Origin of the sequence: Streptomyces davaonensis JCM 4913, assembly GCF_000349325.1 — a bacterium.
Classification (GTDB): Bacteria; Actinomycetota; Actinomycetes; order Streptomycetales; family Streptomycetaceae; genus Streptomyces; species Streptomyces davaonensis.
The window spans coordinates 8819908-8842970 of the sequence record NC_020504.1 but is presented as its reverse complement, the minus strand read 5'-3'; the positions used below and the strand labels follow the sequence as shown (position 1 = coordinate 8842970).

Below are 23063 nucleotides of genomic sequence, written 5' to 3'. Positions count from 1 at the left end.
GTGGACGCCAACGCCGGAGCCCGGCGCGGTAGGCCCCCCAAGGGCACCTCGCAGCTCTCCAGGGCCGCGATCGTCGACGCCACCCTCAAGGTCATCGACACCGACGGGGTCACCGCGGTCAGCATGCGCTCCGTCGCGCGCGTCCTCGGCGTCGACGCCAAGAGCCTCTACAACCACGTCGACGGCAAGGACGGGCTCCTCGACGCCGTCGCCGAGCATCTGCTCGGCGGGGTGTCCATCCCGCCGGCGACCGGCGACCTGCGCATCGACCTGCCCGCGATCGCCGACGCCTTCCGCGAGCGCGCGCTTCTCCACCCCGAAGCCGCACCCCTGGTGCTGACCCGCCAGCTCGCATCCTTCGAAGGGCTCGCACCGGTCGAAGCGCTACTGGGCGTACTGAGATCAGCAGGATGCCCGGTCGAGGAGTCCGTACAGCTGATGCGCTTTCTCGTGGCCTCGCTGATCGGCACCCTGCTCCGAGAGGTTCAGGCGGGCCCCACCTTCGGCATCTCGGACAAGGCCGGCATCGCCACGCGGCAGAACACACTGGAAGACTCCGGTCTCCCCCACGTGATCGAATCCGCCCCGCGTCTCGCACGGTTCGACCGCGATGCGGAGTACGAGTACACCGTCCAAGCCGCCACAGCTCTTGTGCTGGAAAGGATCAGGGCATCGCAGGCATCGACGGGTGTGCGTGAAGATCGTCCTGCTCAAAAAGGCCAAAGCCCGACGAAGATCACCAAGATCCCTGGATCAGCAGCAGGGACAACATGAATACCGCGACCAACCCCGCCTGATCGGCCCCGTCACCTGCGGCGTCCCAAGGTCGGCAGGCCGCCGGAAACCGTACGCAGACTGACCGAGGGGGTCCGTTCGTCGTGCCGTCTGTGCGCCGCCTGCAACTGGTCCTCCTCGCGACGCTTCGCGACCTCTTCAGCCTCTCGGCCAGCCTTCGTCTCTTGGTGCATCTCCACCGCGGACGTCACCAGCTCGATCAGCGTTTGCCTGCCCTTACCCCTCTGCGACCCGGCCACAAGGGCGCCCCGGTTGGCGCTCCGCGTGATCACGATGTGACGGGGAGGTGTGGGCGGATCAGGAACCGTCACGCGTATGCCTTCTCCGGACTTCAGGCGGTCGAGAATAGTTCTGAGCGCGGACAGGTTCGTCGTCAGCCGAACCTTGGTGTACTTCCAACCCTTTCGAGGCGTCAGGGACGCCTCGACGACATCGCCGTCGGCGGTATGGACGAAGGCAACGAAGGTGGGCCACGGCTGACGGCTTTCGCTCTTCCCCATGCATCCGAATGTTCCATCGGAAGCACGGCTGCCACCAGACCCCCAACGGGCAGGACGGGCCCCGCGAGGACCTGGCGACAGCTGAACAGGCGAGCCCACCAGTACCGAGGACGATGGCTACCACTCTGCGGTCACGAAAGAGGCGACCGACCCGAGTTGGTGAGCGCCATGGGCCTGGCCCGATCGTGTTGATCCTTGTCCCGCCGATCCCTTTCGGCCACGCCCGGCTTGCGGAGGATGGGACATGACAGACGATCACTTGAGGAGAGGCGCTCGATCATGGCCCTGGAAATGCGTGACTGCTGCGAGCGGTGCGAGACGGCCGTCCTGCCCGCCGACGGTCCCGCCCTCATCTGCTCCTACGAGTGCACCTTCTGCGTGCCGTGCGGTGAGGGCATGGCCGGTGTGTGCCCCAACTGCGGTGGCGAGTTGGTTCCGAGGCCCCGTCGGGTCGCCGCCGCGCGTTAGGGAGGGAAAATGGGCGGGCCGCCTGCCCGCCCCTGTGTAACATCGGCTGCGTGACTGCCGGGTCGGCCTTGAGCCATGCACGAGTTGGGTTCCCGGCCTCGGCGTGAGGCCGAGGCGGGTCAGGGGCCCGCCCATTTCTCCGTGTCTTTGCTGCCCGCGCCCGTACGGGGCGCACTTCTTTCAGCTTCCCGTTTTCAGCGGATACCAAGACCGGAGACACCTCACCCATGTCCTATGACCAGCAGCCTTCGGCCAACGCCGTTCAGCTCGACCACACCGCCGTCCTCGCCAGGGACCGGAGTCTGTCCGCCGAGTTCATCGCGGCGATTCTGGGGCTGGAGGTCGGTGCGCCGTTCGGGCCGTTCCTGCCCGTCGACCTCGGCAACGGCGTGACGCTCGACTACTACGAGAAGACGGACGAGCCGATTCAGTCGCAGCACTACGCCTTCCTCGTTCCCGAGGAGCAGTTCGACGCCATGATTGGCCGCCTGGAGACCGTCGGGGTCACCTACTACGCCGATCCGAACCACACCGAACCCGGGCGGATCAACCGTCTGTTCGGCGGTCGTGGCGCCTACTTCGACGACCCGGACGGGCACAACATGGAGATCATGACCCGGCCGTACGCCCGCCCGTAGCGGGCTCCACGGCGATGTCCACGGCGGGCCTGAGCTTCGCCGCCGCGGCAAGGGCTGCGTGTACGGGGTGGGTGTCGAAGGTGGTCAACAGAGCCTTGTCGGCGCGGGCTTGGGCGGCAGGGTAGGCGATCTGCTCGAAGGCGGCCTGGAAGCGCGGGCCCCAGCGGCGGGCGCCCAGCCGGGCCGTGCGGGAGCAGTTGTCGACCATGTGGGCGACGTCCCGGGCGTGCATGTACGGCAGCAGTGAGTCGACCGCCTCGATGACCGACTCGTTGACGATCTCCGACCAGGGGTGGCCGCGCTCGGCGAACTCGTCGATCTGGGCCGTCATGGTGGCGACGAACACCCCGGCGGTGAACGGCTCGACCGACACGGTGTGTTCGGCGCGGCGGGCGCGCACCTCGGCGCCGACCGACCACATGGGCGCTCCGCCGATCTCGCTCATCGGCCGGGCGCCGAGGCGCCGTTCGGCCAGCACGACGCTGCGCAGCTCGGTGCCGTCGGCGACCTCGTCGTAGATCTCGGCGACGAGGTCGCGGGCCGGCGGGTACGTCGCCGAGTACGCGCGGTCGAAGACGTCCCGTCCGGTCGGGTCGAGGGCGTCGCGCACCGCGCGCAGACCGGCGCGGGAGATGGTGCGGGCGATCGGGCCGGTGACGTTCTCGCACGACTTCTCGTACGCCGTCACCGGGTCGTCCCCCGCCAGCCGGTACCGGGTGAACAGGCTCTCGACGATGCCGTGCACCGCGCCGAGCAGGATCGCGCGTTCGCCGACGATGTCGGAGAGGTACTCGCTGTGCAGGGTGGTGCGGAAGGTGTACGGCGAGCCGAGCGCCACCGACCAGCCGAGCGCGAGGTCGACAGCCCGGCCGTCGGGGTCGGCGTGCACGGCGAAACTGCTGTTGACCCCGGCGCCGTTGACCTCGGCGCCCTGCTCGTACAGGCGGCGCACCGAGTCGCCCATGCCCTTGGGGCAGACCGCGATCACCGGGTGTCCGGCCGGGAAGTCGCCGCCGTTGGCGCGCAGATGGCCGAGCAGGAAGCCGTGGGACAGGCCGATGACGGCGCCGGGCTTCAGGGCCGCGAAGATCTCCTGGTGGTGGGCGGCGAGCGCGACGTCGGCGATGAGCAGGACGACGAGGTCGCTGTCGGCGGCGACGGTGAGCCAGTCGCCGAGGGTGTCGTCGTCCTCGGTGAAGCCGTGGGCGCGGGCGTCGGCGGCGGAGCGGGAGCCGGGGCGCAGTCCGACGGCCACCCGGATGCCGGTGCCCGCGAGGGAGTCGCGCAGGTTGCGGGCCTGGGCGCGGCCCTGGGGGCCCCAGCCGAGCACGCCGATCCGGCGGATACCCGCGAAGGCCTGCGGCAACAGCGGGAAGAGGTGGCGGCCGCCGCGCAGCACGGTCTCCGTGCCGCCGGGGACCTCCATGGTTTCGAGGGGGAAGACGCGGGAGGTGTACGTGGTCGAGGTCATGGTCGAGTTGTAGGGTCCGCCGAGGAGTTGCGGCAAGCGCAAGTCCTGCACCGCACTGTTGCGGGAAGTGAAAGGTGCTGGTCATGCGGGACGACCATCGGGAGCTGCGGCTCTTTCTCCATCTCGCGCAGTCGCTGAACTTCGGGCGGACGAGCCTCGACTGCCATGTCAGTCCCGCCACGCTGACGCGGACCGTGCAGCGCCTTGAGGCCGATCTCGGGCACCGTCTCCTCGACCGGGGCCCTCGCGGGGTCTCGCTCACGGCCGAGGGGCACCGCTTCCGCGAATACGCCGTCCAGGCACTGGAGTTGTGGCGCGCCTACCGCGAGGAGCATCCCGACCCGGCCGAACTCACCGGCCGCCTGGCGCTGTTCGCCACCGTGACGGCCTGCCAGGCCCTGCTGCCTGACCTGTTGGCACCGTTCCGGGCCGCGCATCCTCAGGTACGGCTGGATCTGCGCACCGGGGACGCGGCGGCGGCGCTCGCCCGGCTGGACGAGGGGGAGGTCGACGTGGCCGTCGCGGGGATCCCGGCGCGGCTGCCGGAGGCGCTGGTGGGGCGGACGGTCGCGGTGACCGAGCTGGTCTTCGTCACGGCGCGGGACCGCCCGGATGCCGGTCTCGACGGGCCCTTCGTCCTCCCTCACCGGGGCCTGGTCCGAGAGGCCGCCGACCGCTGGTTCCGGGCCCGGGGCGCGGCGCCCGACCTGGCCTGCGAGCCGGACGGCCACGAGGGACTGCTGACGCTGGTCGCGCTGGGCTGCGGCACGGGCGTCGTCCCCCGATTCGTGCTGGAGCACAGCGCGGTGCGCGACCGGCTGGCCGTGCTTCCCGCGGATCCGCCGCCCGAGGACTTCCCGATCGGGCTGTGCGTCCGGCGGGCGGATCTGCGGCGGCCGCTGGTCGCGGCGCTGTGGAGCCTCACCGCCTCGGCGGCGGCCTACCAGGGCAGCGGGCCCTGTGCCGAGAAGTAGCCGCCGGTCGGCCCGTCCGGGCCCACCCGGGCCATCCGGACGATGATCTCGGCGCCCTCCTCGACGGTCTGGGTGCCCGTGCGTCCGTTGAGGTCCGTCGCGGTGAAGCCGGGCTCGACGGCGTTGATCCGCATGTGCGGGAATGCCCTCGCGTACTGCACGGTGATCATGTTGACGGCCGTCTTCGAGGCCGGGTAGGCCACGCCCGGGTAGAACTGCGGCGGCAGGTCCGGGTGGGACAGGTGAGTCAGCGAGGCCAGGCCGCTGCTGACGTTGACCAGGACGGGGGCGGCGGACCGCTGGAGCAGCGGCAGGAAGGCGTGGGTGACGCGGACGACGCCGAAGACGTTCGTGTCGAACACCGTGCGCATGACGTCGGCCGTGGTGTCCGTGGGGCCGAGGACGCTGTTGTTCTCGCCCCTTCCCTCGATGCCCGCGTTGTTGATCAGGACGTCGAGGCCGCCCTCGGACTCGATCGTCTTGGCCGCCTCGGTGACGGACGTGTCGTCGGTGACGTCGAGCCGGACGAAGCGTGCGCCCAGTTCCTCGGCGGCCCGGCGTCCGCGCTCCTCGTCGCGGCTGCCGACGTAGACGGTGTGGCCCGCCGCGAGGAGTCGGCGTGCGGTCTCGTGGCCCAGGCCCTTGTTGGCTCCGGTGATGAGTGTGGTGGTCATGTCGTCAAGGCTGCGACGCGGCGGTGCGGACAGCCAGCAGTCCCCGCTTCCTGGGACTGCCGGTACCAGGCAGGGGTCCGGCGGACCGTGTTCACTGGGGGCATGACGGCGACGGAGTTCGGGCGGGCGCTGCGGCGGTGGCGGGACCGGGTCGCGCCCGGTACGGCCGGGCTGCCGACCGGGGGACAGCGGCGGGCGGCCGGGCTGCGCCGTGAGGAGTTGGCTCTGCTCGCGGGGATCTCCGTGGACTATGTGACCCGGCTCGAACAGGGTCGGGCGGTCAATCCGTCGGCGCAGGTGGTGGAGGCGCTCGCCCGTGGGCTGCGGCTTTCGGCGGACGAGCGGGCGTATCTGTTCGGGCTGGCCAGTCTGGTGCCGCCGGGGCCCGGGACGGTGCCCGGGTTTCTCACGCCCAGTGTCCAGCGGCTGTTGGACCGGCTCGTCGGCGTTCCCGTCGGGGTGTACGACGCCATGTGGGACCTGCTGATGGCCAACCCACTGTATGCGGCGCTGATGGGCGATCCGTCCGGGCTGCGGGGCTTCGAACGCAACGGTGTGTGGCGCAACTTCCTCGGTCCGGGCAGCCGAGTGCGCCAGACGCCCGAGGAGCGGCGGGAGTTCCTGGCCGCGCTGGTCGGCGATCTGCGTACGACGGTGGCCCGGTATCCGGCGGACCGCCGACTGCTGCGCCTGGTCGAGGAGTTGCGCACGAACAGCGGGCTGTTCGCCGAGTTGTGGGACACCGGCGCGGTGGGCACCCAGCCGGGCGGGCACAAGACGATCGAGCATCCCCAGGTGGGGCCGCTGACCCTGGACTGCGACATCCTCACGGTGACGGGCAGCGATCTGCGGATCATGGTCTATACGGCGGAGCCGGGCACCGAGGACGCCGAACGGCTCGCGCTGCTCGGGGTCCTCGGCACGCAGTCACTGGTGGGTTAGCGCCCCCAGCGGATCGTCCAGCACCGGTTGCCAGGCCAGTTCGGCGGCGCCCACCAGGCTGTTGTGGTCCAGGGTGCAGGCCAGGATCGGCACGCCGCCGCTCTGCCCCCACAGGCTGCGGTCGGCGACCACCGCGCGCAGCCGTCCCGGGTCGGCGTCCAGGAGGGTGCGGTGCAGTCCGCCGAGGATGATGCGGTCCGGGTTGAGGATGTTCACCAGACCGGCGAGTCCGAGGCCGAGTCGGTCGATGAGTTCCTCGGCTGCCGTGCGGACGGTCGGGTCGTCGTAGTGGTGCCGGATCAGGTCGTTGGCCTGCTGGAGCAGCGACACCTCGGGGCCCGGGTCGCGGCCCGCGGTGGTGAGCAGGGCCAGCGGGTCGGCCTCGACGTCCAGGCAGCCGCGGCTGCCGCAGTGGCAGGGGCGGCCCTCGGGGTTCACGGTGAGGTGGCCGACCTCCAGGGCAAGCCCCGAACTCCCGGTGTGCAGCCGCCCGTCGAGCACCAGCGCGCCGCCGACGCCCCGGTGCCCGGTGGCCACGCACAGCAGGTCCCGGGAGCCGCGGCCCGCGCCGTGCCGGTGCTCGGCGAGCGCGGCGAGGTTGACGTCGTTGGCGGCGAACGCCGGGCCGGTGATGCCCGCGGCTCGCACGCACTCGGCGAAGATCGGGCGCACCGGCGCGCCCACGGGCCACGCCAGGTGCAGGGGGTTCAGGGCGAGCCCGTCGGGTTCGGCGACCGCGGAGGGCACGGCGAGCCCCGCGCCCACACAGCGTCGGCCGGTCGTGCGCAGCAGCTCGGCGCCGGCCTCCACGACCGATCCGAGGACCTTCGCCGGGTCGGCGTCGACGGTCTCGCGGCCCGGCGCGGTGGCGACGATCCGCCGCCGAGGCCGACCAGCGGCGGCCCGGAAGCCGTCGGCGTGCACCTGGGCGGCGAGGACGACGGGCCCGTCCTCGGCGACGTCGAGCCGGTGCGAGGGGCGGCCCTGCGATCCGGCCGCCGCGCCGGGCCGGGCGTCGACCCGGATCAGCCCCAGTGCCTCCAGCTCGGCGGCGACCGCGCCCGCCGTGGCCCGGGTCACGCCCAGCTCCGCGGTGAGCACGGCCCGGGTCGGGGCGCGACCGGTGTGCACGAGCTCCAGTGCGGGCCCGAGCGCACCGCGTCCCCGGTCCAGCCGCGTCCTCGAGGTGGTCCCTTCCCCCGCCGGCCGGGGGTCAGCCTTGCCGCTCATGAGGGCGAGTCTCCCATGATCCGCAGGTGCGACGACCTACCGGCCACTGACTCTGAGCGTGACGTTCAACCGCCCGGCCAGTCCCAACTCGGGCGGCCCGGTGCCCGGGTGCACCCGCGGGACGCCGTGGTAGGCGAGCCGGGACGCTCCCCCGAACACGAAGAGATCGCCGCTGCGCAGCTCCACGTCGGTGTAGGGACGGGCCCGCGTCTCGGTGTTCCCGAACCGGAAGACACAGGTGTCGCCGAGGCTCAGCGACACCACGGGCGCGTCCGACTCCTCGTCGCTGTCGCGGTGCATGCCCATGCGGGCGTCGGCGTCGTAGAAGTTGATCAGTGCGATGTCGTACGGCGGTGTTCCGGTGCCCAGCGCGTCCCGGACCGCTCGCCGTGCCAGCTCCCCCAGCCAGTCCGGGAGGGGTTTGACCGGGGCCCCGTCGCCGTCGACGACCGTGCGGGCGTAGCCGTACGGATACCAGTGCCAGCCGAGGCAGACCTGTCGTGCGGTCATCGTGCCGCCGCCCGGGGTGCGCACCGTGCGCAGTCCGGCGGGCGGGCGCGCCCACTCCCGGCAGGCCGTGAGCAGCTCGCGCTGCCGGTCCGCGTCCAGCCAGTCCGGCACATGCACCGCGCCGGGCGCGATGGTGGTGCGGGGCCTGGGGAACAGCTCGGCATCCATGGCTCCATCCTGCCTGAGCTGGGGCTCGGCTAGCCTTGACGCACGATGAACGACCGTATGACGACGCCCTGGGGCGAGATCGCCCTGACCCGCTTCCCCGAGGACCCGCGCGACCGGCTGCGGGCCTGGGACGCCTCCGACGAGTACCTCCTCAGGCATCTCGCGGAGCAGGAGCGGGAGCAGGAGCAGCGGCCCCCGCTGTCCGGCACGGTCGTGGTGGTCGGGGACCGCTGGGGCGCGCTGGTCACGGCACTGGCGGCGCACCGGCCGGTGCAGATCACCGACTCCCACCTCGCCCAGGAGGCGACCCGGGCGAACCTGGCCAGGGCCGGGGTCGAGCCCGGCGCGGTGCGGCTGCTGACCACGCAGGACGCGCCGCCCGAACGGATCGACGTGCTGCTGGTGCGGGTCCCCAAGAGCCTCGCGCTGCTGGAGGACCAGCTGTTCCGGCTGGCGCCCGCCCTGCACGCGGGCTCCGTCGTGGTCGGCACCGGCATGGTGAAGGAGATTCACACCTCGACCCTGGAGCTGTTCGAGCGGATCATCGGCCCGACCCGGACCTCGCTGGCGGAGAAGAAGGCCCGGCTGATCTTCAGCACCCAGGATGCCGCGCTGGAGCGCACCGCCAACCCCTGGCCGTACAGCTACGCACTCCCGAACGACATCGGCGCGGTCTCCGGCCGTACGGTCGTCAATCACGCGGGCGTGTTCTGCGCGGACCGCCTCGACATCGGCACCCGGTTCTTCCTCGGGCATCTGCCGGAGAGCCGGGGCGGGCGCGTGGTGGACCTCGGGTGCGGCAACGGCGTGGTCGGTACGGCGGTGGCGGTGGCCGATCCGGCGGCCGAGGTGCTGTTCGTCGACGAGTCCTTCCAGGCGGTGGCGTCGGCGGAGGCGACGTACAAGGCGAACGGGGTGCCGGGGCACGCCGAGTTCCGGGTGGGTGACGGTCTTGCCGGGGTGCCGGCCGGGAGCGTCGACCTGGTGCTGAACAACCCGCCGTTCCACTCCCACCAGGCGACGACCGACGCCACGGCGTGGCGGATGTTCACCGGGGCGAAGCGGGCGCTGAAGCCGGGCGGCGAGCTGTGGGTCGTCGGCAACCGCCATCTCGGGTACCACGTCAAGCTGCGCCGCCTGTTCGGCAACTGCCAACTGGTGTCCGGGGACCCGAAGTTCGTGATCCTGAAGGCGGTCAAGCGCTAGTCAGGGTGGTGACGATCCCGGCCACCGCCCGGACCATCGCCTCCCTTCCGACGCTGAGGTACTTGCGCGAGTCCACCGCTTCGGGGTTCTCCGCGAGGTAGGTGCGGATGGCTCCGGTCATCGCGATGTTGAGCGCGGTGCCGATGTTGACCTTGGCGATGCCACCGGCGACGGCCGCGGTGAGTTCGGCGTCGGGTACGCCTGAGGAACCGTGCAGGACGAGCGGCACGTCCAGGGTGGCGGCGAGGCGTTTGAGGCGGTCGTGGTCGAGGGTGGCCGTGCGGGTCGTCATGGCGTGCGTGCTGCCGATGGCTACGGCCAGGGCGTCGACGCCGGAGTCGGTGACGAAGGCGCGGGCCTCGGCGGGGTCGGTGCGGGCGCCGGGGGCGTGGGCGTCGAGGGCGGGCTGTCCGGCCTTGCCGCCGATCTGGCCCAACTCGGCCTCGATCCACAGTCCTTGGGCGTGCGCCCAGTCGGCGGCGGCCCGGGTCGCGGCCAGGTTGTCGGCGTAGGGCAGCCGGGCCGCGTCGTACATCACGGAGCTGAATCCGGCGCCGGGCGCCTGGCGCAGCAGGTCGTCGCTCTGGACGTGGTCCAGGTGCAACGCGACGGGCACGGCGGCACGTTCGGCGGCTGCCACGGCGGCGCGGGCGAGCGGGAGGAGTCGGCCGTAGCGGAACTTGACGGCGTTCTCGCTGACTTGGAGGACGACGGGGGCCTCGGCGGATTCGGCGCCCGCGATGACGGCCTCGATGTGTTCGAGGGTGATGATGTTGAAGGCGGCCACGGCCCGGTGCCGCGCGGCGGCGCCGGTGACGAGTTCGCCGGTGGTGACGAGGGGCACGGCTGGTCCTTCCGTGGGCGTCGGGGGCTTCGGCCGCGTCAGGGGGCGAGGATCACCGAGCGGGTGAGGTGGCGCGGCCGGTCCGGGTCGAGGCCCCGGGATCGGGCGACGGCGACCGCGAGTCGCTGGGCGCGGATCAGCTCGGCGAGCGGGTCCAGGGTGCCCGCGACCCACCTGCCGCACGTGGCGCGGACCTGTTCCGCGAGGCCCTCGGGGGGCTCGCCCAGCATCCAGGTGGCGGTGCCCTCGGTGGTGATGCTGATAGGGCCGTGCCGGTACTCCATCGCCGGGTAGGACTCGGTCCACGCCTGCGCGGCCTCGCGCATCTTCAGCGCGGCCTCATGGGCGAGTCCGACGGTCCAGCCGCGGCCGAGGAAGGTGAACTGCGCGCTGTCGACGAGCCCTTGGGGCAGCGGGGCGTCCAGCGCGGCACGGGCGTCGGCGACGACCGTGTCGGTGTGCAGTCCGAGGTGGGCGCGGAGCAGGGTGAGTGCGGTGGTGGCGAACCGGGTCTGCACCACGGAGCGTTCGTCGGCGTGGTCGAGGACGACGACGTCATCGGCGGCCGTCATGACGGGCGTCTCGGGGTCGGCGGTGATCGCGGTGGTGCGGGTGCGGCCGCCCGTCAACTCCCCCAGGAGTTCCAGCACTTCGGTCGTGGTGCCGGAGCGGGTCAGGGCGATGACCCGGTCGTAGGCGCGTGCGCGCGGGAACTCCGAGGCGGCGAAGGCGTCCGTCTCGCCCTGGCCCGCGCCCTCGCGCAGAGCGGCGGCGGACTGCGCCATGAAGTACGAGGTGCCGCAGCCGACGATCGCGACCCGCTCCCCCGGCGCCGGCAGGGCGCCGACGTGCGCCGGTGCCTGGTGCGCGGCCCGGGTCCAGCACTCGGGCTGGCTCGCCAGCTCCTCTTCGACGTGGGTCATGCCCACCCCTCCCGTCGTTTGATTTTTCTTGCAAGATATAGCGAGCTTTCGAGCATAATCAAGCATTCGAGCTCAATGCGGGTGCGCTAGGGTCGCCGGGAGATCGAGGAACGGAGGCGCGGATGTCGCGCGACGCCCGCTGGAAGGCCCTGCTGGAACTGCTCGTCGAGCGCGGCCGTCTCGACGTCGAGGAGGCCGCCGCCGAGCTGTCGGTCTCCGCCGCCACCATCCGGCGCGACTTCGACCAGCTGGCCGAGCAGCAGATGCTGGTGCGCACCCGGGGCGGCGCGGTCGTCCACGGCGTCTCCTACGAACTGCCGCTGCGCTACAAGACCGCTCGACACGCCTCGGAGAAGGAGCGCATCGCCAAGGCGGTGGCCGCGCTGGTCTCCCCCGGCGAGGCGGTCGGGCTGACCGGCGGCACCACCACGACCGAGGTGGCCCGTGCCCTGGCCGTGCGCGGCGATCTTGCCTCCGGTTCGCCCGCGCTGACCGTGGTCACCAACGCGCTGAACATCGCCAATGAGCTCGCCGTACGGCCCCAGTTCAAGATCGTGGTGACCGGCGGGGTCGCGCGGGCGCAGTCGTACGAGCTGATCGGGCCGCTCGCGGACGGGGTGCTCGGGCAGATCACCCTCGATGTGGCGGTGCTCGGCGTGGTCGCCTTCGACGTCGCGCACGGGGCGGCCGCCAATGACGAGGCGGAGGCAGCGATCAACCGGCTGCTGTGCGAGCGGGCCGGGCGGGTGATCGTGGCCGCGGACTCCAGCAAGCTGGGCCGTCGGGCGTTCGCCCGGATCTGTGCCGCCGACGCCGTGGACACGCTCGTCACCGACTCGGCGGCCGGGTCCGACACCGTACGGCGCTTCACCGAAGCGGGCATCGAGGTCGTCACAGTCTGACGCCGTTGTGCGCCCACGGGGCGTCCCTTTCCACCTAGGCTGGTGCCGAGGCGGTGTCGGGGGCCCAGGGAGGCTGCGATGAGCGGAACTGCACCGAGCGACCAGGACGAACCAGGGGCTTCGCGCTATCTGCCGATCGCCGAGCACGGCCTGATCGGCGATCTGCGCAGCGTGGCCCTGGTGGGGACCGACGGCACGATCGACTGGTACTGCTGCCCCTCGTTCGACGCGCCGAGCGTCTTCGCCGCGATCCTGGACGCCGAGCGCGGCGGCGCCTTCGAGCTGGCGGCGGCCGTACCGGCGCGCACCAAGCAGTTCTACTTCCCGGACACCAACGTCCTGATCACCCGCTTCTTCACCGAGGACGGCGTCGGTGAGGTGCAGGACTTCATGCCCGTGGACGGCGACTCGGTGGAGACCGAGCGGCACCGGCTGATCCGGCGCGTGCTGTGCGTGCGCGGCTCCATCCCGTTCCGCACCCGCGTCGCCCCGCGCTTCGACTACGGCACCCAGCCGCACACCGTGCGGCTGGACGGCGGGGTGGCCGTCTTCGAGTCCGCGAAGCTGTCGCTGGGGCTGACCGCGACGGTGCCGCTGGAGCCCGACGGCCTCGATGTGCGGGCCGACTTCAAGCTCGCCGAGGGCGAGTCGGCGGTGTTCGCGCTGGACCAGGTCGGCGGCGAGGTGAGCCCGCGCCGGTGCGCCATGACCGAGGCGGAGGAGCAGTTCAGCACCACGGTCGCGTACTGGCGGCACTGGCTGTCCGCGTCCAAGTACCGGGGCCGCTGGCGGGAGATGGTGCACCGCTCGGCGCTCACCCTCAAGCTCCTCACCTACGCGCCCACCGGCGCCATCGTCGCCGCGCCGACGACCAGCCTGCCCGAGCAGCTCGGCGGCGAGCGCAACTGGGACTACCGCTATGTGTGGGTGCGCGACGCCGCCTTCTGCGTGTACGCGCTGCTGCGGCTCGGCTTCACCGGCGAGGCCGAGGCGTTCATGAACTTCGTGACCCGGCACATCAGTCCGGGCGACGGCAAACCCTCGGGCCCGCTCCAGATCATGTACGGCATCGACGGCCGCACCGACCTCGCCGAGCGCGAACTCGACCATCTGGAGGGCCACCGGGCCTCCGCCCCGGTCCGGATCGGCAACGCCGCCGCCGAACAGCTCCAACTGGACATCTACGGCGCCCTGATCGACTCGATCTATCTCTACGACAAGTGGGCCAAGCCCATCTCCAGCGACCAGTGGGACGATGTCACCGCTCTGGTGGACTGGGTGTGCGAGCACTGGGACCAGCCGGACGAGGGCATCTGGGAGACCCGGGGCGGCCGCAAGAAGTTCCTGTACTCACGGCTGATGTGCTGGGTGGCCATAGAGCGGGCGATCCGCATGGCCAACCGGCGCGGCCTGCCCGCCGACATCGTCCGCTGGCGCAACACCCGGGACACCATCTACCGGCGCATCATGAGCCACGGCTGGTCCGAGTCCCGCCAGGCCTTCGTCCAGCACGAGGACGACGACGTGCTGGACGCGGCCGTACTGATGATGCCGCTGACGAAGTTCATCGCGCCGACCGACCCGAAGTGGCTGTCCACCCTGGACGCCCTCACCGCGGACCTGGTCTCCGACTCCCTGGTCTACCGCTACGACCCGATGGCCAGCCCCGACGGACTGCGCGGCGACGAGGGCACGTTCTCGATCTGCTCCTTCTGGTACGTCGAGGCCATGGTGCACGCCGGCCGGGTCGACGAGGCCCGGCTGGCCTTCGAGAAGATGCTCACCTACGCCAACCATCTGGGCCTGTACGCCGAGGAGATCAGCCACACCGGCGAGCAACAGGGCAACTTCCCCCAGGCGTTCACGCATCTCGCCCTGATCAGCGCGGCGTTCAACCTCGACAAGGCGCTGGGCTGACATCAGTGGCCGTGCGAGGGGGCCTCGTCGTGGGAGGACGCCTCTTCGGGCGTCGCCGCCGCCCCACCTGCCCGGACCGTGAACTCGGCGGTGCGGACCCTCCCTTCGTGCTTGAAGTCGAGGAAGAGGCGGTAGGTGCCGCTGCTCGGCGCGGTCGCGCTGAAGGAGATGCCGGGGCCGGGGTCGGTCTTGCCGTCGCCGGGCTCGCCGTTCGGGTGGACGTGCAGATAGGCGAGGTCTCCGGAGCGCAGCGCCACCAGGTGGCCGTAGGCGCCCAGGTAGGGCTGGAGGTCGGTGACGGGCTTGCCGTCGCGTGAGACGTTCAGCTTCAGCTCGCTCGACGCGCCGGGGCGCAGAGCGCCGTCCAGCCGGACCTTGTAGCCGTCGACCTCGGCGGTCGTCTTCACGGCCGGGAGGGGCTGGGGGTCGTACGGGCCGGAGGCTCCGAGGTCGGCGCCGAGGGTGAGGTTCTCGGCGCCCTTCTTCGCCGGGGTGAAGTCGGCGAAGACGCGGTAGCCGCCCGCGCGGGGCAGGTCGACGGGGGTGCTCCAGGTGCCGTCGGCGGCGCGGGTCGGGTGCAGGTGGCGGTAGGTGACCAGGTCGCGGGAGGCCACGATGAGGTGGAGTTCCTTGTCGTGCTCGCGCTGGAAGGCGGTGACCGCGCGCCCGCCGCTGTCGCGTATGACGAACCGCAGGTCGGCGCGCTCGCGTGCGGTGACGGTCGGGGTCTTCAGGTCGAGGGTGTAGCCGCCCTCGGAGATCTGGAGTCCCCCGGCCGCGGCCTGCTCGGTGCCGCCGCCTCCCTCCGGGTCCGAGGACGCCTCACTGTGGCTCTCGTGACGCGCGGGCACGGGGTCCTCGTCGACCGGTCCGACGCCCTTGCCCACGCCGTAGGCGGTGCCGAAGGTGGCGGCCAGGCCCGCGGCGAACGCGGTGATCTTCAGTCCGGCATGCATGTCGATCTCCTCTGTGTCGCTCTCTACGCCGCTCACGATACCCCCAGGGGGTATGAAGTCAACCTCTGGATCTACTTGCCTTGACTACCCCCCAGGGGTATACATGTTCTCACCGGTCGGGATACCCCCACCAGGTATACGGAAATTGCTCGGGAGGCACCCCATGTCCACGCAGACGATCACCACGTACGCCGTCTCCGGTATGTCCTGCGGCCACTGCAAGGCCACGCTCACCCGCGTCATCGGCGAGCTGGACGGCGTGACCGGCGTACAGGTCGACCTGGAGGCCGGTCAGGTCACCGTCAGCAGCAGCGCCGAACCGAACGACACGCTGGTCGCCGAGGTCGTCGACGAGGCCGGCTACGAAGTCACCGGCCGCGCCTGATCCCGCCCGCACCGTACGAGGAGCAGAGAAGTGACCACCACGCTCGACACCGAACTCACCATCGGCGGCATGACCTGCGCCTCGTGTGCGGCGCGCATCGAGAAGAAGCTGAACCGCATGGACGGCGTGACCGCCACCGTCAACTACGCCACGGAGAAGGCGAAGGTCTCCTACGGCGGTGGCGTGTCCGTCGACGATCTGATCGCGACCGTCGAGGCGACCGGGTATTCCGCCCAAGTACCCACGCCGGAACCGGAGCGGGCCCTCGAGAGTGACGAACTCCGGCCGCTGCGCGAGCGGTTGACCACCGCGGTCGTGCTGGCCGTGCCGGTCATCGCGATGGCGATGATCCCGGCCCTCCAGTTCGAGTACTGGCAGTGGCTCTCCCTGACCCTGGCGGCGCCGGTCGTGACCTACGCCGCCTGGCCGTTCCACAAGGCCGCGTTCACCAACGCCCGGCACGGTGCCGCGACCATGGACACGCTGATCTCGGTCGGCACCTCGGCCGCGTTCCTGTGGTCGCTGTGGGCGCTGTTCTTCGGCACCGCCGGCGAGCCCGGGATGACCCACCCCTTCGAGCTGACCATCTCCCGCAGTGACGGCTCGGCCAACATCTATCTGGAGGCGGCCGCCGGAGTCACCGCGTTCATCCTGGCCGGACGGTACTTCGAGGCCCGTTCCAAGCGGAAGGCGGGCGCGGCGCTCAAGGCGCTGCTGGAGCTGGGCGCGAAGGACGTCACCCTGATAGGCGCCGACGGCAGCGAACGGACCGTGCCGGTGGGCGAGTTGAAGGTCGGTGACCGCTTCCTGGTCCGTCCCGGCGAGAAGATCGCCACCGACGGCACCGTCGTCGAGGGCTCGTCCGCGGTGGACGCCTCCATGCTCACCGGCGAGTCCGTACCGGTCGAGGTCAGCGCAGGCGACGCGGTCACCGGTGCCACGATCAACGCGGGCGGACGCCTCGTCGTCGAGGCCACCCGGGTCGGCGCCGACACCCAACTGGCCCGGATGGCCAAGCTGGTGGAGGACGCACAGAACGGCAAGGCCGCGGCGCAGCGGCTCGCCGACCGCATCTCGGCCGTGTTCGTGCCGATCGTGATCGCGCTGGCCTTGGGCACCCTCGGCTTCTGGCTGGGCAGCGGCGCCGGTCCGGCCGCCGCCTTCACCGCCGCCGTCGCCGTACTGATCATCGCCTGCCCCTGCGCCCTCGGCCTCGCCACGCCGACCGCGCTGATGGTCGGAACCGGGCGCGGCGCCCAGCTCGGCATCCTGATCAAGGGCCCGGAGGTCCTGGAGTCCACCCGCAAGGTCGACACCGTCGTCCTCGACAAGACCGGCACCGTCACCACCGGGAAGATGACCCTGCTGGCCGTGCACACCGCCGACCACATCGAGGAGGCCGAAGTGCTGCGGCTGGCGGGTGCGTTGGAGCACTCCTCCGAGCACCCCATCGCCCGTGCCGTCGCCGACGGCGCCCTGGAGAAGCTCGGTTCGCTGCCTGCCCCTGAGGACTTCGCGAACGTTCCGGGGCTCGGCGTGCAGGGCATCGTCGACGGCCACGCGGTCCTGGTGGGCCGGGAGCGGCTGCTGGAGGAGTGGGCGATGGAGCTGCCGGCGCGGCTGGCCGCGGCCAAGTCCGAGGCGGAGTCCGCCGGGCGCACCGCCATCGCCGTCGCCTGGGACGGGGAGGCGCGGGCGGTCCTGGAGGTCGCCGACGCCGTGAAGGAGACCAGCGCCGAGGCGATCACCCGGCTGCGGGCGCTCGGTCTGACGCCCATGCTGCTCACCGGGGACAACCGGGCCGTCGCCGAATCCGTGGCACGCCAGGTCGGTATCGCGCCCGAGCACGTCATCGCCGAGGTACTGCCGCAGGACAAGGTGGACGTCGTCAAGCGCCTCCAGGGCGAGGGGCGTTCGGTGGCGATGGTCGGCGACGGCGTCAACGACGCGGCCGCGCTGGCCCAGGCCGACCTCGGTCTGGCGATGGGCACCGGCACGGACGCGGCGATCGAGGCCGGTGACCTGACCTTGGTCCGCGGTGACCTGCGGGCCGCGGCGGACGCCATCCGGCTGGCCCGCCGCACCCTCGGCACCATCCGCTCCAACCTGTTCTGGGCCTTCGCCTACAACGTCGCCGCGCTGCCGCTGGCCGCGGCGGGCCTCCTCTACCCGATGCTCGCCGGAGCGGCCATGGCCTTCTCGTCGGTCTTCGTGGTCGGCAACTCGCTGCGACTGCGGTCGTTCCGCGCGGCCGACTGACAGCAACGCCAACCGCCCTGTGCCCGACCGCTGTCCCTCAGCGGCCGGGCACAGGCCTGTTCAGGGGCGGGCGCGGCGCGAAACCGTCACACCGTCGCGGGCCAGCCGCTCCGGCAGGTCGGACAGTGCGGGGAGTTGCTCGATGTGGTGTACCCCGGCCGGTAGGTGTCCGGTCAGCAGTTCGCGGGTGACCTCGGCGGCGACCAAGCCGGTCACCCGGCTCTGCTCCCGGCCGGTGAGGGCGAACGCGGCATGCCGGTCGGCTCGCACGGCGTCGGCGCGGACCGCGAAGGCGTCCCCGCCGAGGTGGACGCGGCTGAAGGCGCCGGTCAGTGCGTGCCGCACCGGTGCCCGTCGGGCGCCGCGCAGGAGTCCCGTCCGGCGCAGTGAGAAGAGCGCCGCGGTCAGGGGGCGGGAGTCCAGGCACAGGCGGGTCGTCGCCTCCGGGACGCCGAGCGTGCGGCGCAGGGTGTGCTGGTCGGAGAACGGGAACGGATGGGCGCGGTGCGTGCCGTGGCCCGGCAGGAACACCTGGCGGGGTACGGCGGTCACCGGCTCGGCCAGGCCCTCGACGGTCCAGCGGACGGCGTCGGTGCCGTGCCGCTCGCCGGAGCCCAGCAGCACGGTCAGATCGAGCCGCTCCGCCCCGCCGACCGCCTCGTGGGCCCGCTGGGCGAGGAGGTTCGTCAGACCGGGCGCCACCCCGACGCTCAGCACGGCCGTGGCCCCGGCACCGGCCGCGACGTCGTCCAGGTCGGCCACGGCGTCGAGGAGGTCCCGCGAGGCGCCCACGTCCACCAGATGGATCCCGCGTTCCAGGCAGACCTCGGCGAGCGAGGCGTCCTCGGGCTCTACGCAGAGCACCACCGCACGCACATCGGCCAGCTTGTCCAGCACCCGCCGGAACCCGTCCGGATCACCGACGTCGACCCGGACCCCGCCGAGCCGCCGGGCCCGCATCTCGTCCCGGCCCGCCGGAACCACCCGCCCGGGGAGGAACTCCGCCAACCGGGAGGCCACCGCGGTGCCGACGGCGCCGTAGCCGCCGATGACGAGGACCCGTCCGTGCGCGTCTCCAGTAGTCATACGCCTCAACGTAAGGCACGCTGGGTGCGCCGCGAGGCGTTCGCCCATCGTTCACGGCGCCCTCATTCAAGGGCAGTTGAGCGCCTGAGCCATCGAACTAGCGTCATCCGGTCGTCCGAACCCACATGATCGAGGTTGCGATGTCCGCAAGACATGTCCTCGCCGGCCTGGCGCTGATGCCGGTGTTCACCGTCCCCGCAGTGGCTTCCGAACCGGGCGCTCAGCACCGGCAGTCCTTCGACCTCCAAGCCCATCGCGGCGGTCTCGGCATGACGACCGAGTCGTCGCTGGAGGGCTTCGCCAAGGCCCTGCGCCTCGGCGTGTCCACCCTGGAGCTGGACACCCAGATCACCAAGGACGAGAAGGTCGTCGTCACCCACGACCGGCAGGTCAGCGCCACCAAGTGCCGGGACACCGCGCCCCTGGTGCCGGGCGACCCGATGTACCCGTACGTCGGCAAGTACATCAAGGATCTGACGCTGGCCCAGATCAGGACCATGAACTGCGGCTACCAGCAACTGCCCGGCCATCCCGACCAGGAGCAGATCGACGGGCTGCGGATGGTCGAGCTGAAGGACGTCCTGAACCTGGTCAAGCGGTACAAGGCGCGGCAGGTCACCCTCAACGTCGAGACGAAGGTGGAGGCGGGCGCCCCCGAACAGACCGCGCCCCGCGAGCTGTTCGTGCGCCGGGTCTACGAGGAGATCCACCGGTCCGGTATCGAGCGGCAGGTCACCGTCCAGTCCTTCGACTGGGGCGCGCTGAAGGCGATGCACAAGCTCGCGCCCAGGTGGCCGTTGGTGGCGCTCACCAACTACGACTTCCTCCAGGTCGGCAAGGACGGCGCCTCCCCCTGGCTGGGCGGTATCGACGCCGACGACTACGACGGCGACTTCGTGAAGGCCGCCGACACCCTCCCCGGGGTCACGACCCTCTCCCCCAACTACGGCTTCCCGCAGAGCGGCAAGGTCGGCGACCCCGGCTTCCGCTTCTACGCCGACGCCGCCATGGTCGAGGCGGCGCACGAGCGCGGCCTGAAGGTCGTCCCGTGGACCTGCGACGACCCGGCCACGGTGGAGGCGCTGATGGACGCCGGTGTGGACGGCATCATCACCAACTACCCCGACCGGGTACGGCAGATCATGGCCGACCGGGGTATGCGCCTGCCGAAGGCCTACGAGCCGCGCTGACCGGATGGCGGCAGGCAGCGACGGCGAGCGCGTGTCACTCCTCGGCGTACGGCGGAGTCGTCCCCGGCAACCCGTACTCGTCCCGCCTGCCGCACATCCCGTACCCGCCGAGCCGGGTCGGCACAGCCGCGTGAGCGGTCGCCTCGCCCAAGTACGCCGGTTCACCGGCGGCCAGCGCGTCCAGTTGCTCGCCGGTGCGTTCCGCGGTGGCCAGGGCTCCCGCCCGCCACAGCTCGCGCCAGGCCGGCACCTTCTCGCGGACCAGGCGGGCGGCTGACCGCTGGAACTCCCGGTACGGGCCGGTGTCGCCCGCGACGAGGGCCTCGCGCAGGACTAGGTAGCCCTCGACGGCGAGGTCCCTGCGGCGCCAGGCGGCCGCGGCCACGTCTTCTCCCGTGCCGGGCGGGAGCGTGGCCGCCGCCGTGTACCTCTCGGGGTCGGTGAGCACCTCGGGCGGAAAGGTGAAGACCGCGTCCCCGGCCTCGGGCAGCCCGCTGTTCTGCATCAGCACGGTGATGCGCAGCTCGCCGCCCTGGACCATGCGGTGCACGGTGCCGGGGGTGAACCAGGCGACCGAGCCGGGCTCCAGCGGGATGTCCCGGTAGCCGTCGGGGCTCAGGGTCTGCACGGCGCCCCGGCCGCCGGTGACGACGTACGCCTCGGTGCACACCAGGTGCAGATGCGGGCTGCCGCCGCAGACGCCGTCGGCGGCCTCCCAGTCGTAGGCGCTGAGGTGGGACAGTCCGACGGCGCCCGGCAACGGGTGGGGCCTCACCACGGCAGGCCGTCCAGGTGCGTGGCCACGCGCTCGGCGTCCCAGGCCCCGTCGGCGATCACCACCCGGTAGCGGTAGCCGAAGGACTCCCCCGGCGCCAGCTCGAACTCCTCGAAGAACGCCCAGGAGAACGCGACCGTGGGGAACGGCTCGGAGCGCACGAACCAGTGCGACTCGTGAAGGGCATCCAGGTTCTCCGGCGCGTGCGCGAAGACGACCGTGGAGCGCGCGTCGACGTCGTCGTGCTCGGCGGTGAAGGCCAGCCAGGGGCCCTGCGAGCCCATCAGCTTCTCGGCGTCGGTGCCGGGGGCGAAGGCCGTGCCGCCGGTGAAGTCCCGCGGTCCGCGCCACTGGAGTCCGGTGTAGCCGGCCATCTCGCGTCCGGCGGTCGTCGGCGACCCGAACCTCAGTGCTTCATCGCGTACGTTGGTGAGCCGGATCGACCAGTCCAGGGCCCAGGAATCGGACTCCTCGTCGACGGAGTGGACGGTGAGGCCGCGCGTCTCGCGGGCCCATTCGGCGCCGCCGTGCTCCACCCAGGTCAGTTCCTCGGTGAAGGCGAACCGGTCGTCGGTCAGGGCGAATTCGGAGAAGCCGTCGTGCCGCATCGAGCCGACCCGCTCGGGCAGGCGCCGATAGCCCTCGCCGTGGACGTAGCTGTTGCCGCCCCAGAAGTTCTGCCCGGACAGATGGCTCGCGGTCATCTGGAGGCCCTTGTGCCAGCGGTGGTCGCTCGGCCGGTATCCGGTGACCGTGTTGCCGGCGAGAGTGCGCAGCGGGTGGGCGTAGGGCTTGCGGGACTCGAAGGCGTCGGGGTCGGGGCGGTACACGTAGCGGAGGATCTCCGTGCCGTTCGCCGCCGCGACCGCGATGTGCTCGCCGTACGCGTGGCTGACTCGGATGCTCATGCGCGCTCCTTCGGGGCCCAGACGGGGTGATCGCCGTGCATCGCCGCGTAGAAAGGATCACCCGGGACGATCTCGCCGGAGCGGACCGGCAGGCCGGTGAACGCCGACTTGTACAGGGCGGCGGCGAATTCCAGCGTGGCCCGCGCCTCGGGGCCGCTCCCCGGCGGCCGTACGCCCGCGTCGTACGCGTCGAGCAGGCCGCCGAGCTGGGCCGTGTGGGAGCTGGGCACGTCGGCGGCCGGGGTGCGCCAGGCGGCGGCGCGGTCGGCGGCGACATGGGGTGCCGGGGTGTAGACCCAGTCCTCGTTGCGGTGCCCGTACAGATGGGTCAGCTCGACCGTGGCGTCGGCGCAGTCGACGCGGATGCGGCTGACCTCGTGCGGGGAGAGCACGCTGTTGACGACCGTGGCCAGGGCACCGCTCTTGAAGCGGACCAGGGCGGTGGAGACGTCCTCGCTCTCGGTGTCGTGGACCAGGCGCGCGGCCATGGCGCGGATCTCCTCCCACTCGCCGAGCAGATGCAGCAGCAGGTCGTACTGGTGGATGCCGTGGCCCATGGTCGGGCCGCCGCCCTCGCTGGCCCAGCGGCCCCGCCAGGGCACCGCGTAGTAGGCCGCGTCCCGGTGCCAGGTGGTCTGGCAGTGGGCGACCCGCGGGGCACCCAGCTCGCCGCCGGCGATCAGCTCGCGGGCGTGCGCCGCGCCGGAGCCGTAGCGGTGCTGGAAGACCACGGAGGCGTAGGCGCCGGACTCGGCCTCGGCCGCGGCGATCTCGTCGTACTCGGCGAGGGAGAGGGTGAGCGGCTTCTCGCACAGCACCCAGGCGCCGGTCCTGAGCGCGGCGACCGTCTGCTCCCGGTGCAGGGCGGGCGGGGTGCCGATGAGCACCAGGTCGGGGCGTTCGGCGTCCAGCATGGCGCCCATCGAGGTGTAGCCGGTGACGGTCCCGCCCGCGAGGTCCCGGAAGGCGTCGAGCCTGCCCTGGTCCACGTCCACGGCGGCGACCAGTTCCGTCCGGCCGGCGAGGGCCGTGAGGGCGGTCAGGTGGCTGCCGCTGACGATGGCGCCGGTGCCGACGACGGCGACGCGGCGGCGCACGGGGGTCGCGGGGGACAAGGACATACGGCGCTCCTCGAACGGCCGACGGGCATGCCTGTGCAGAAAGCGCTTGCTCTCGCAGGCAGACCCTAGGCGCCGAAGCCTTGTCCGGACAACCCCTCCACCGGGACATCGACGAGGCTTTTTCTCAGGTCACACGGTCACCGCCGCTTGATCAGCGGGTGCCCCGCCATTACGGCCGTGACCTGGCAGATGTCACAACTCCCGGAGAAATCCGCACTGTT

23 protein-coding genes are annotated in these 23063 nt (G+C 71.7%); 11 read left to right on the top strand and 12 right to left on the bottom strand.

From position 1 onward, the window contains the following. A complete protein-coding gene (locus BN159_RS39145) occupies positions 1-774 on the top strand; it encodes a TetR/AcrR family transcriptional regulator (protein ID WP_231905675.1) in 774 nt (257 codons plus the stop codon). A gap of 32 nt (positions 775-806) precedes the next feature. On the opposite strand, the gene BN159_RS39140 is transcribed toward BN159_RS39145, so the two are convergent. Continuing rightward, positions 807-1295 (bottom strand): hypothetical protein, encoded by a 489-nt coding sequence (locus BN159_RS39140; RefSeq protein ID WP_015662604.1) that lies wholly within the window; start codon positions 1293-1295, stop codon positions 807-809. Positions 1296-1574: 279 nt separating this feature from the next. On the opposite strand from BN159_RS39140, the gene BN159_RS39135 reads away from it, so the two are divergent. Both BN159_RS39135 and BN159_RS39130 read left to right on the top strand, forming a co-directional pair. Further along, positions 1575-1763 carry a DUF1272 domain-containing protein gene (locus BN159_RS39135; RefSeq protein ID WP_015662603.1) on the top strand — a complete coding sequence of 63 codons (189 nt, stop codon included), beginning with the start codon at positions 1575-1577 and terminating at the stop codon, positions 1761-1763. A 227-nt stretch (positions 1764-1990) separates the two neighbouring features. Continuing rightward, on the top strand, positions 1991-2401 hold the full coding sequence (locus BN159_RS39130; protein WP_015662602.1) for a VOC family protein: 411 nt from the start codon (positions 1991-1993) through the stop codon (positions 2399-2401). On the opposite strand, the gene BN159_RS39125 is transcribed toward BN159_RS39130, so the two are convergent. After that, entirely contained in the window at positions 2373-3872 is a 1500-nt protein-coding gene (locus BN159_RS39125) for a ketol-acid reductoisomerase (RefSeq protein WP_041822229.1), read from the bottom strand. The genes BN159_RS39130 and BN159_RS39125 overlap by 29 nt on opposite strands. 83 nt (positions 3873-3955) lie before the next feature. Here BN159_RS39125 and ilvY point away from each other — a divergent pair, with 83 nt between their 5' ends. Beyond that, on the top strand, positions 3956-4846 hold the full coding sequence (gene ilvY, locus BN159_RS39120; protein WP_015662600.1) for an HTH-type transcriptional activator IlvY: 891 nt from the start codon (positions 3956-3958) through the stop codon (positions 4844-4846). On the opposite strand, the gene BN159_RS39115 is transcribed toward ilvY, so the two are convergent. Then, positions 4813-5520, bottom strand: a complete 708-nt coding sequence (locus BN159_RS39115) for an SDR family oxidoreductase (protein WP_015662599.1) — start codon at positions 5518-5520, stop codon at positions 4813-4815. The genes ilvY and BN159_RS39115 overlap by 34 nt on opposite strands. A gap of 102 nt (positions 5521-5622) precedes the next feature. Here BN159_RS39115 and BN159_RS39110 point away from each other — a divergent pair, with 102 nt between their 5' ends. Then, entirely contained in the window at positions 5623-6462 is an 840-nt protein-coding gene (locus BN159_RS39110) for a helix-turn-helix transcriptional regulator (RefSeq protein ID WP_015662598.1), read from the top strand. On the opposite strand, the gene BN159_RS39105 is transcribed toward BN159_RS39110, so the two are convergent. After that, positions 6448-7692 carry an ROK family protein gene (locus BN159_RS39105; RefSeq protein WP_015662597.1) on the bottom strand — a complete coding sequence of 415 codons (1245 nt, stop codon included), beginning with the start codon at positions 7690-7692 and terminating at the stop codon, positions 6448-6450. The genes BN159_RS39110 and BN159_RS39105 overlap by 15 nt on opposite strands. 36 nt (positions 7693-7728) lie before the next feature. Then, positions 7729-8370 carry an alpha-ketoglutarate-dependent dioxygenase AlkB family protein gene (locus BN159_RS39100; RefSeq protein WP_015662596.1) on the bottom strand — a complete coding sequence of 214 codons (642 nt, stop codon included), beginning with the start codon at positions 8368-8370 and terminating at the stop codon, positions 7729-7731. A gap of 57 nt (positions 8371-8427) precedes the next feature. On the opposite strand from BN159_RS39100, the gene BN159_RS39095 reads away from it, so the two are divergent. Next, complete coding sequence (locus BN159_RS39095) at positions 8428-9576, top strand: methyltransferase (RefSeq protein WP_041820462.1); 1149 nt, start codon at positions 8428-8430, stop codon at positions 9574-9576. Here BN159_RS39095 and BN159_RS39090 read toward each other — a convergent pair. Together BN159_RS39090 and BN159_RS39085 are read right to left on the bottom strand one after the other, a co-directional pair. Further along, positions 9566-10420, bottom strand: coding sequence for a class II fructose-bisphosphate aldolase (locus BN159_RS39090; protein ID WP_015662594.1), 855 nt, complete (start codon positions 10418-10420; stop codon positions 9566-9568). The two genes, BN159_RS39095 and BN159_RS39090, sit on opposite strands and share 11 nt — an antisense overlap. A gap of 38 nt (positions 10421-10458) precedes the next feature. Beyond that, positions 10459-11343 carry an SIS domain-containing protein gene (locus tag BN159_RS39085; protein ID WP_015662593.1) on the bottom strand — a complete coding sequence of 295 codons (885 nt, stop codon included), beginning with the start codon at positions 11341-11343 and terminating at the stop codon, positions 10459-10461. 122 nt (positions 11344-11465) lie between these two features. Here BN159_RS39085 and BN159_RS39080 point away from each other — a divergent pair, with 122 nt between their 5' ends. Continuing rightward, positions 11466-12245 (top strand): DeoR/GlpR family DNA-binding transcription regulator, encoded by a 780-nt coding sequence (locus BN159_RS39080; RefSeq protein ID WP_015662592.1) that lies wholly within the window; start codon positions 11466-11468, stop codon positions 12243-12245. A 78-nt stretch (positions 12246-12323) separates the two neighbouring features. After that, positions 12324-14162, top strand: coding sequence for a glycoside hydrolase family 15 protein (locus BN159_RS39075; RefSeq protein ID WP_015662591.1), 1839 nt, complete (start codon positions 12324-12326; stop codon positions 14160-14162). Between the two features lie 2 nt (positions 14163-14164). Here the strand turns inward: BN159_RS39075 and BN159_RS39070 are convergent, their stop codons facing one another. Next, entirely contained in the window at positions 14165-15118 is a 954-nt protein-coding gene (locus tag BN159_RS39070; RefSeq protein WP_015662590.1) for a DUF748 domain-containing protein, read from the bottom strand. Between the two features lie 163 nt (positions 15119-15281). Here BN159_RS39070 and BN159_RS39065 point away from each other — a divergent pair, with 163 nt between their 5' ends. Beyond that, positions 15282-15503, top strand: coding sequence for a heavy-metal-associated domain-containing protein (locus tag BN159_RS39065; RefSeq protein ID WP_015662589.1), 222 nt, complete (start codon positions 15282-15284; stop codon positions 15501-15503). A gap of 30 nt (positions 15504-15533) precedes the next feature. Further along, complete coding sequence (locus BN159_RS39060; RefSeq protein WP_015662588.1) at positions 15534-17762, top strand: heavy metal translocating P-type ATPase; 2229 nt, start codon at positions 15534-15536, stop codon at positions 17760-17762. Between the two features lie 60 nt (positions 17763-17822). On the opposite strand, the gene BN159_RS39055 is transcribed toward BN159_RS39060, so the two are convergent. Beyond that, positions 17823-18848 (bottom strand): saccharopine dehydrogenase NADP-binding domain-containing protein, encoded by a 1026-nt coding sequence (locus tag BN159_RS39055; protein WP_041820461.1) that lies wholly within the window; start codon positions 18846-18848, stop codon positions 17823-17825. 140 nt (positions 18849-18988) lie between these two features. Here BN159_RS39055 and BN159_RS39050 point away from each other — a divergent pair, with 140 nt between their 5' ends. Further along, entirely contained in the window at positions 18989-20038 is a 1050-nt protein-coding gene (locus tag BN159_RS39050; RefSeq protein ID WP_015662586.1) for a glycerophosphodiester phosphodiesterase family protein, read from the top strand. A gap of 34 nt (positions 20039-20072) precedes the next feature. On the opposite strand, the gene BN159_RS39045 is transcribed toward BN159_RS39050, so the two are convergent. The 3 genes from BN159_RS39045 to BN159_RS39035 are packed head-to-tail and all read right to left on the bottom strand — an operon-like array spanning position 20073 to position 22842. Beyond that, on the bottom strand, positions 20073-20816 hold the full coding sequence (locus BN159_RS39045; protein WP_041820459.1) for a cupin domain-containing protein: 744 nt from the start codon (positions 20814-20816) through the stop codon (positions 20073-20075). Continuing rightward, positions 20810-21721: a DUF6807 domain-containing protein gene (locus BN159_RS39040; RefSeq protein ID WP_015662584.1), complete on the bottom strand. Its 912-nt coding sequence runs from the start codon at positions 21719-21721 to the stop codon at positions 20810-20812. The genes BN159_RS39045 and BN159_RS39040 overlap by 7 nt, the downstream gene beginning before the upstream one ends. Beyond that, positions 21718-22842 carry a Gfo/Idh/MocA family protein gene (locus BN159_RS39035; RefSeq protein WP_015662583.1) on the bottom strand — a complete coding sequence of 375 codons (1125 nt, stop codon included), beginning with the start codon at positions 22840-22842 and terminating at the stop codon, positions 21718-21720. Before BN159_RS39035 ends, BN159_RS39040 begins: the two co-directional genes overlap by 4 nt. Positions 22843-23063 lie beyond the last annotated feature (221 nt).

Excerpts from the sequence above, each read along its gene's own strand:
- BN159_RS39140 (WP_015662604.1), bottom strand. The coding sequence starts at position 1,295 with ATGGGGAAGAGCGAAAGCCGTCAGCCGTGGCCCACCTTCGTTGCCTTC.
- BN159_RS39135 (WP_015662603.1), top strand. The coding sequence starts at position 1,575 with ATGGCCCTGGAAATGCGTGACTGCTGCGAGCGGTGCGAGACGGCCGTC.
- BN159_RS39130 (WP_015662602.1), top strand. The coding sequence starts at position 1,991 with ATGTCCTATGACCAGCAGCCTTCGGCCAACGCCGTTCAGCTCGACCAC.
- BN159_RS39125 (WP_041822229.1), bottom strand. The coding sequence starts at position 3,872 with ATGACCTCGACCACGTACACCTCCCGCGTCTTCCCCCTCGAAACCATG.
- ilvY (WP_015662600.1), top strand. The coding sequence starts at position 3,956 with ATGCGGGACGACCATCGGGAGCTGCGGCTCTTTCTCCATCTCGCGCAG.
- BN159_RS39115 (WP_015662599.1), bottom strand. The coding sequence starts at position 5,520 with ATGACCACCACACTCATCACCGGAGCCAACAAGGGCCTGGGCCACGAG.
- BN159_RS39110 (WP_015662598.1), top strand. The coding sequence starts at position 5,623 with ATGACGGCGACGGAGTTCGGGCGGGCGCTGCGGCGGTGGCGGGACCGG.
- BN159_RS39105 (WP_015662597.1), bottom strand. The coding sequence starts at position 7,692 with ATGAGCGGCAAGGCTGACCCCCGGCCGGCGGGGGAAGGGACCACCTCG.
- BN159_RS39100 (WP_015662596.1), bottom strand. The coding sequence starts at position 8,370 with ATGGATGCCGAGCTGTTCCCCAGGCCCCGCACCACCATCGCGCCCGGC.
- BN159_RS39095 (WP_041820462.1), top strand. The coding sequence starts at position 8,428 with ATGACGACGCCCTGGGGCGAGATCGCCCTGACCCGCTTCCCCGAGGAC.
- BN159_RS39085 (WP_015662593.1), bottom strand. The coding sequence starts at position 11,343 with ATGACCCACGTCGAAGAGGAGCTGGCGAGCCAGCCCGAGTGCTGGACC.
- BN159_RS39080 (WP_015662592.1), top strand. The coding sequence starts at position 11,466 with ATGTCGCGCGACGCCCGCTGGAAGGCCCTGCTGGAACTGCTCGTCGAG.
- BN159_RS39075 (WP_015662591.1), top strand. The coding sequence starts at position 12,324 with ATGAGCGGAACTGCACCGAGCGACCAGGACGAACCAGGGGCTTCGCGC.
- BN159_RS39070 (WP_015662590.1), bottom strand. The coding sequence starts at position 15,118 with ATGCATGCCGGACTGAAGATCACCGCGTTCGCCGCGGGCCTGGCCGCC.
- BN159_RS39065 (WP_015662589.1), top strand. The coding sequence starts at position 15,282 with ATGTCCACGCAGACGATCACCACGTACGCCGTCTCCGGTATGTCCTGC.
- BN159_RS39055 (WP_041820461.1), bottom strand. The coding sequence starts at position 18,848 with ATGACTACTGGAGACGCGCACGGACGGGTCCTCGTCATCGGCGGCTAC.
- BN159_RS39050 (WP_015662586.1), top strand. The coding sequence starts at position 18,989 with ATGTCCGCAAGACATGTCCTCGCCGGCCTGGCGCTGATGCCGGTGTTC.
- BN159_RS39040 (WP_015662584.1), bottom strand. The coding sequence starts at position 21,721 with ATGAGCATCCGAGTCAGCCACGCGTACGGCGAGCACATCGCGGTCGCG.
- BN159_RS39035 (WP_015662583.1), bottom strand. The coding sequence starts at position 22,842 with ATGTCCTTGTCCCCCGCGACCCCCGTGCGCCGCCGCGTCGCCGTCGTC.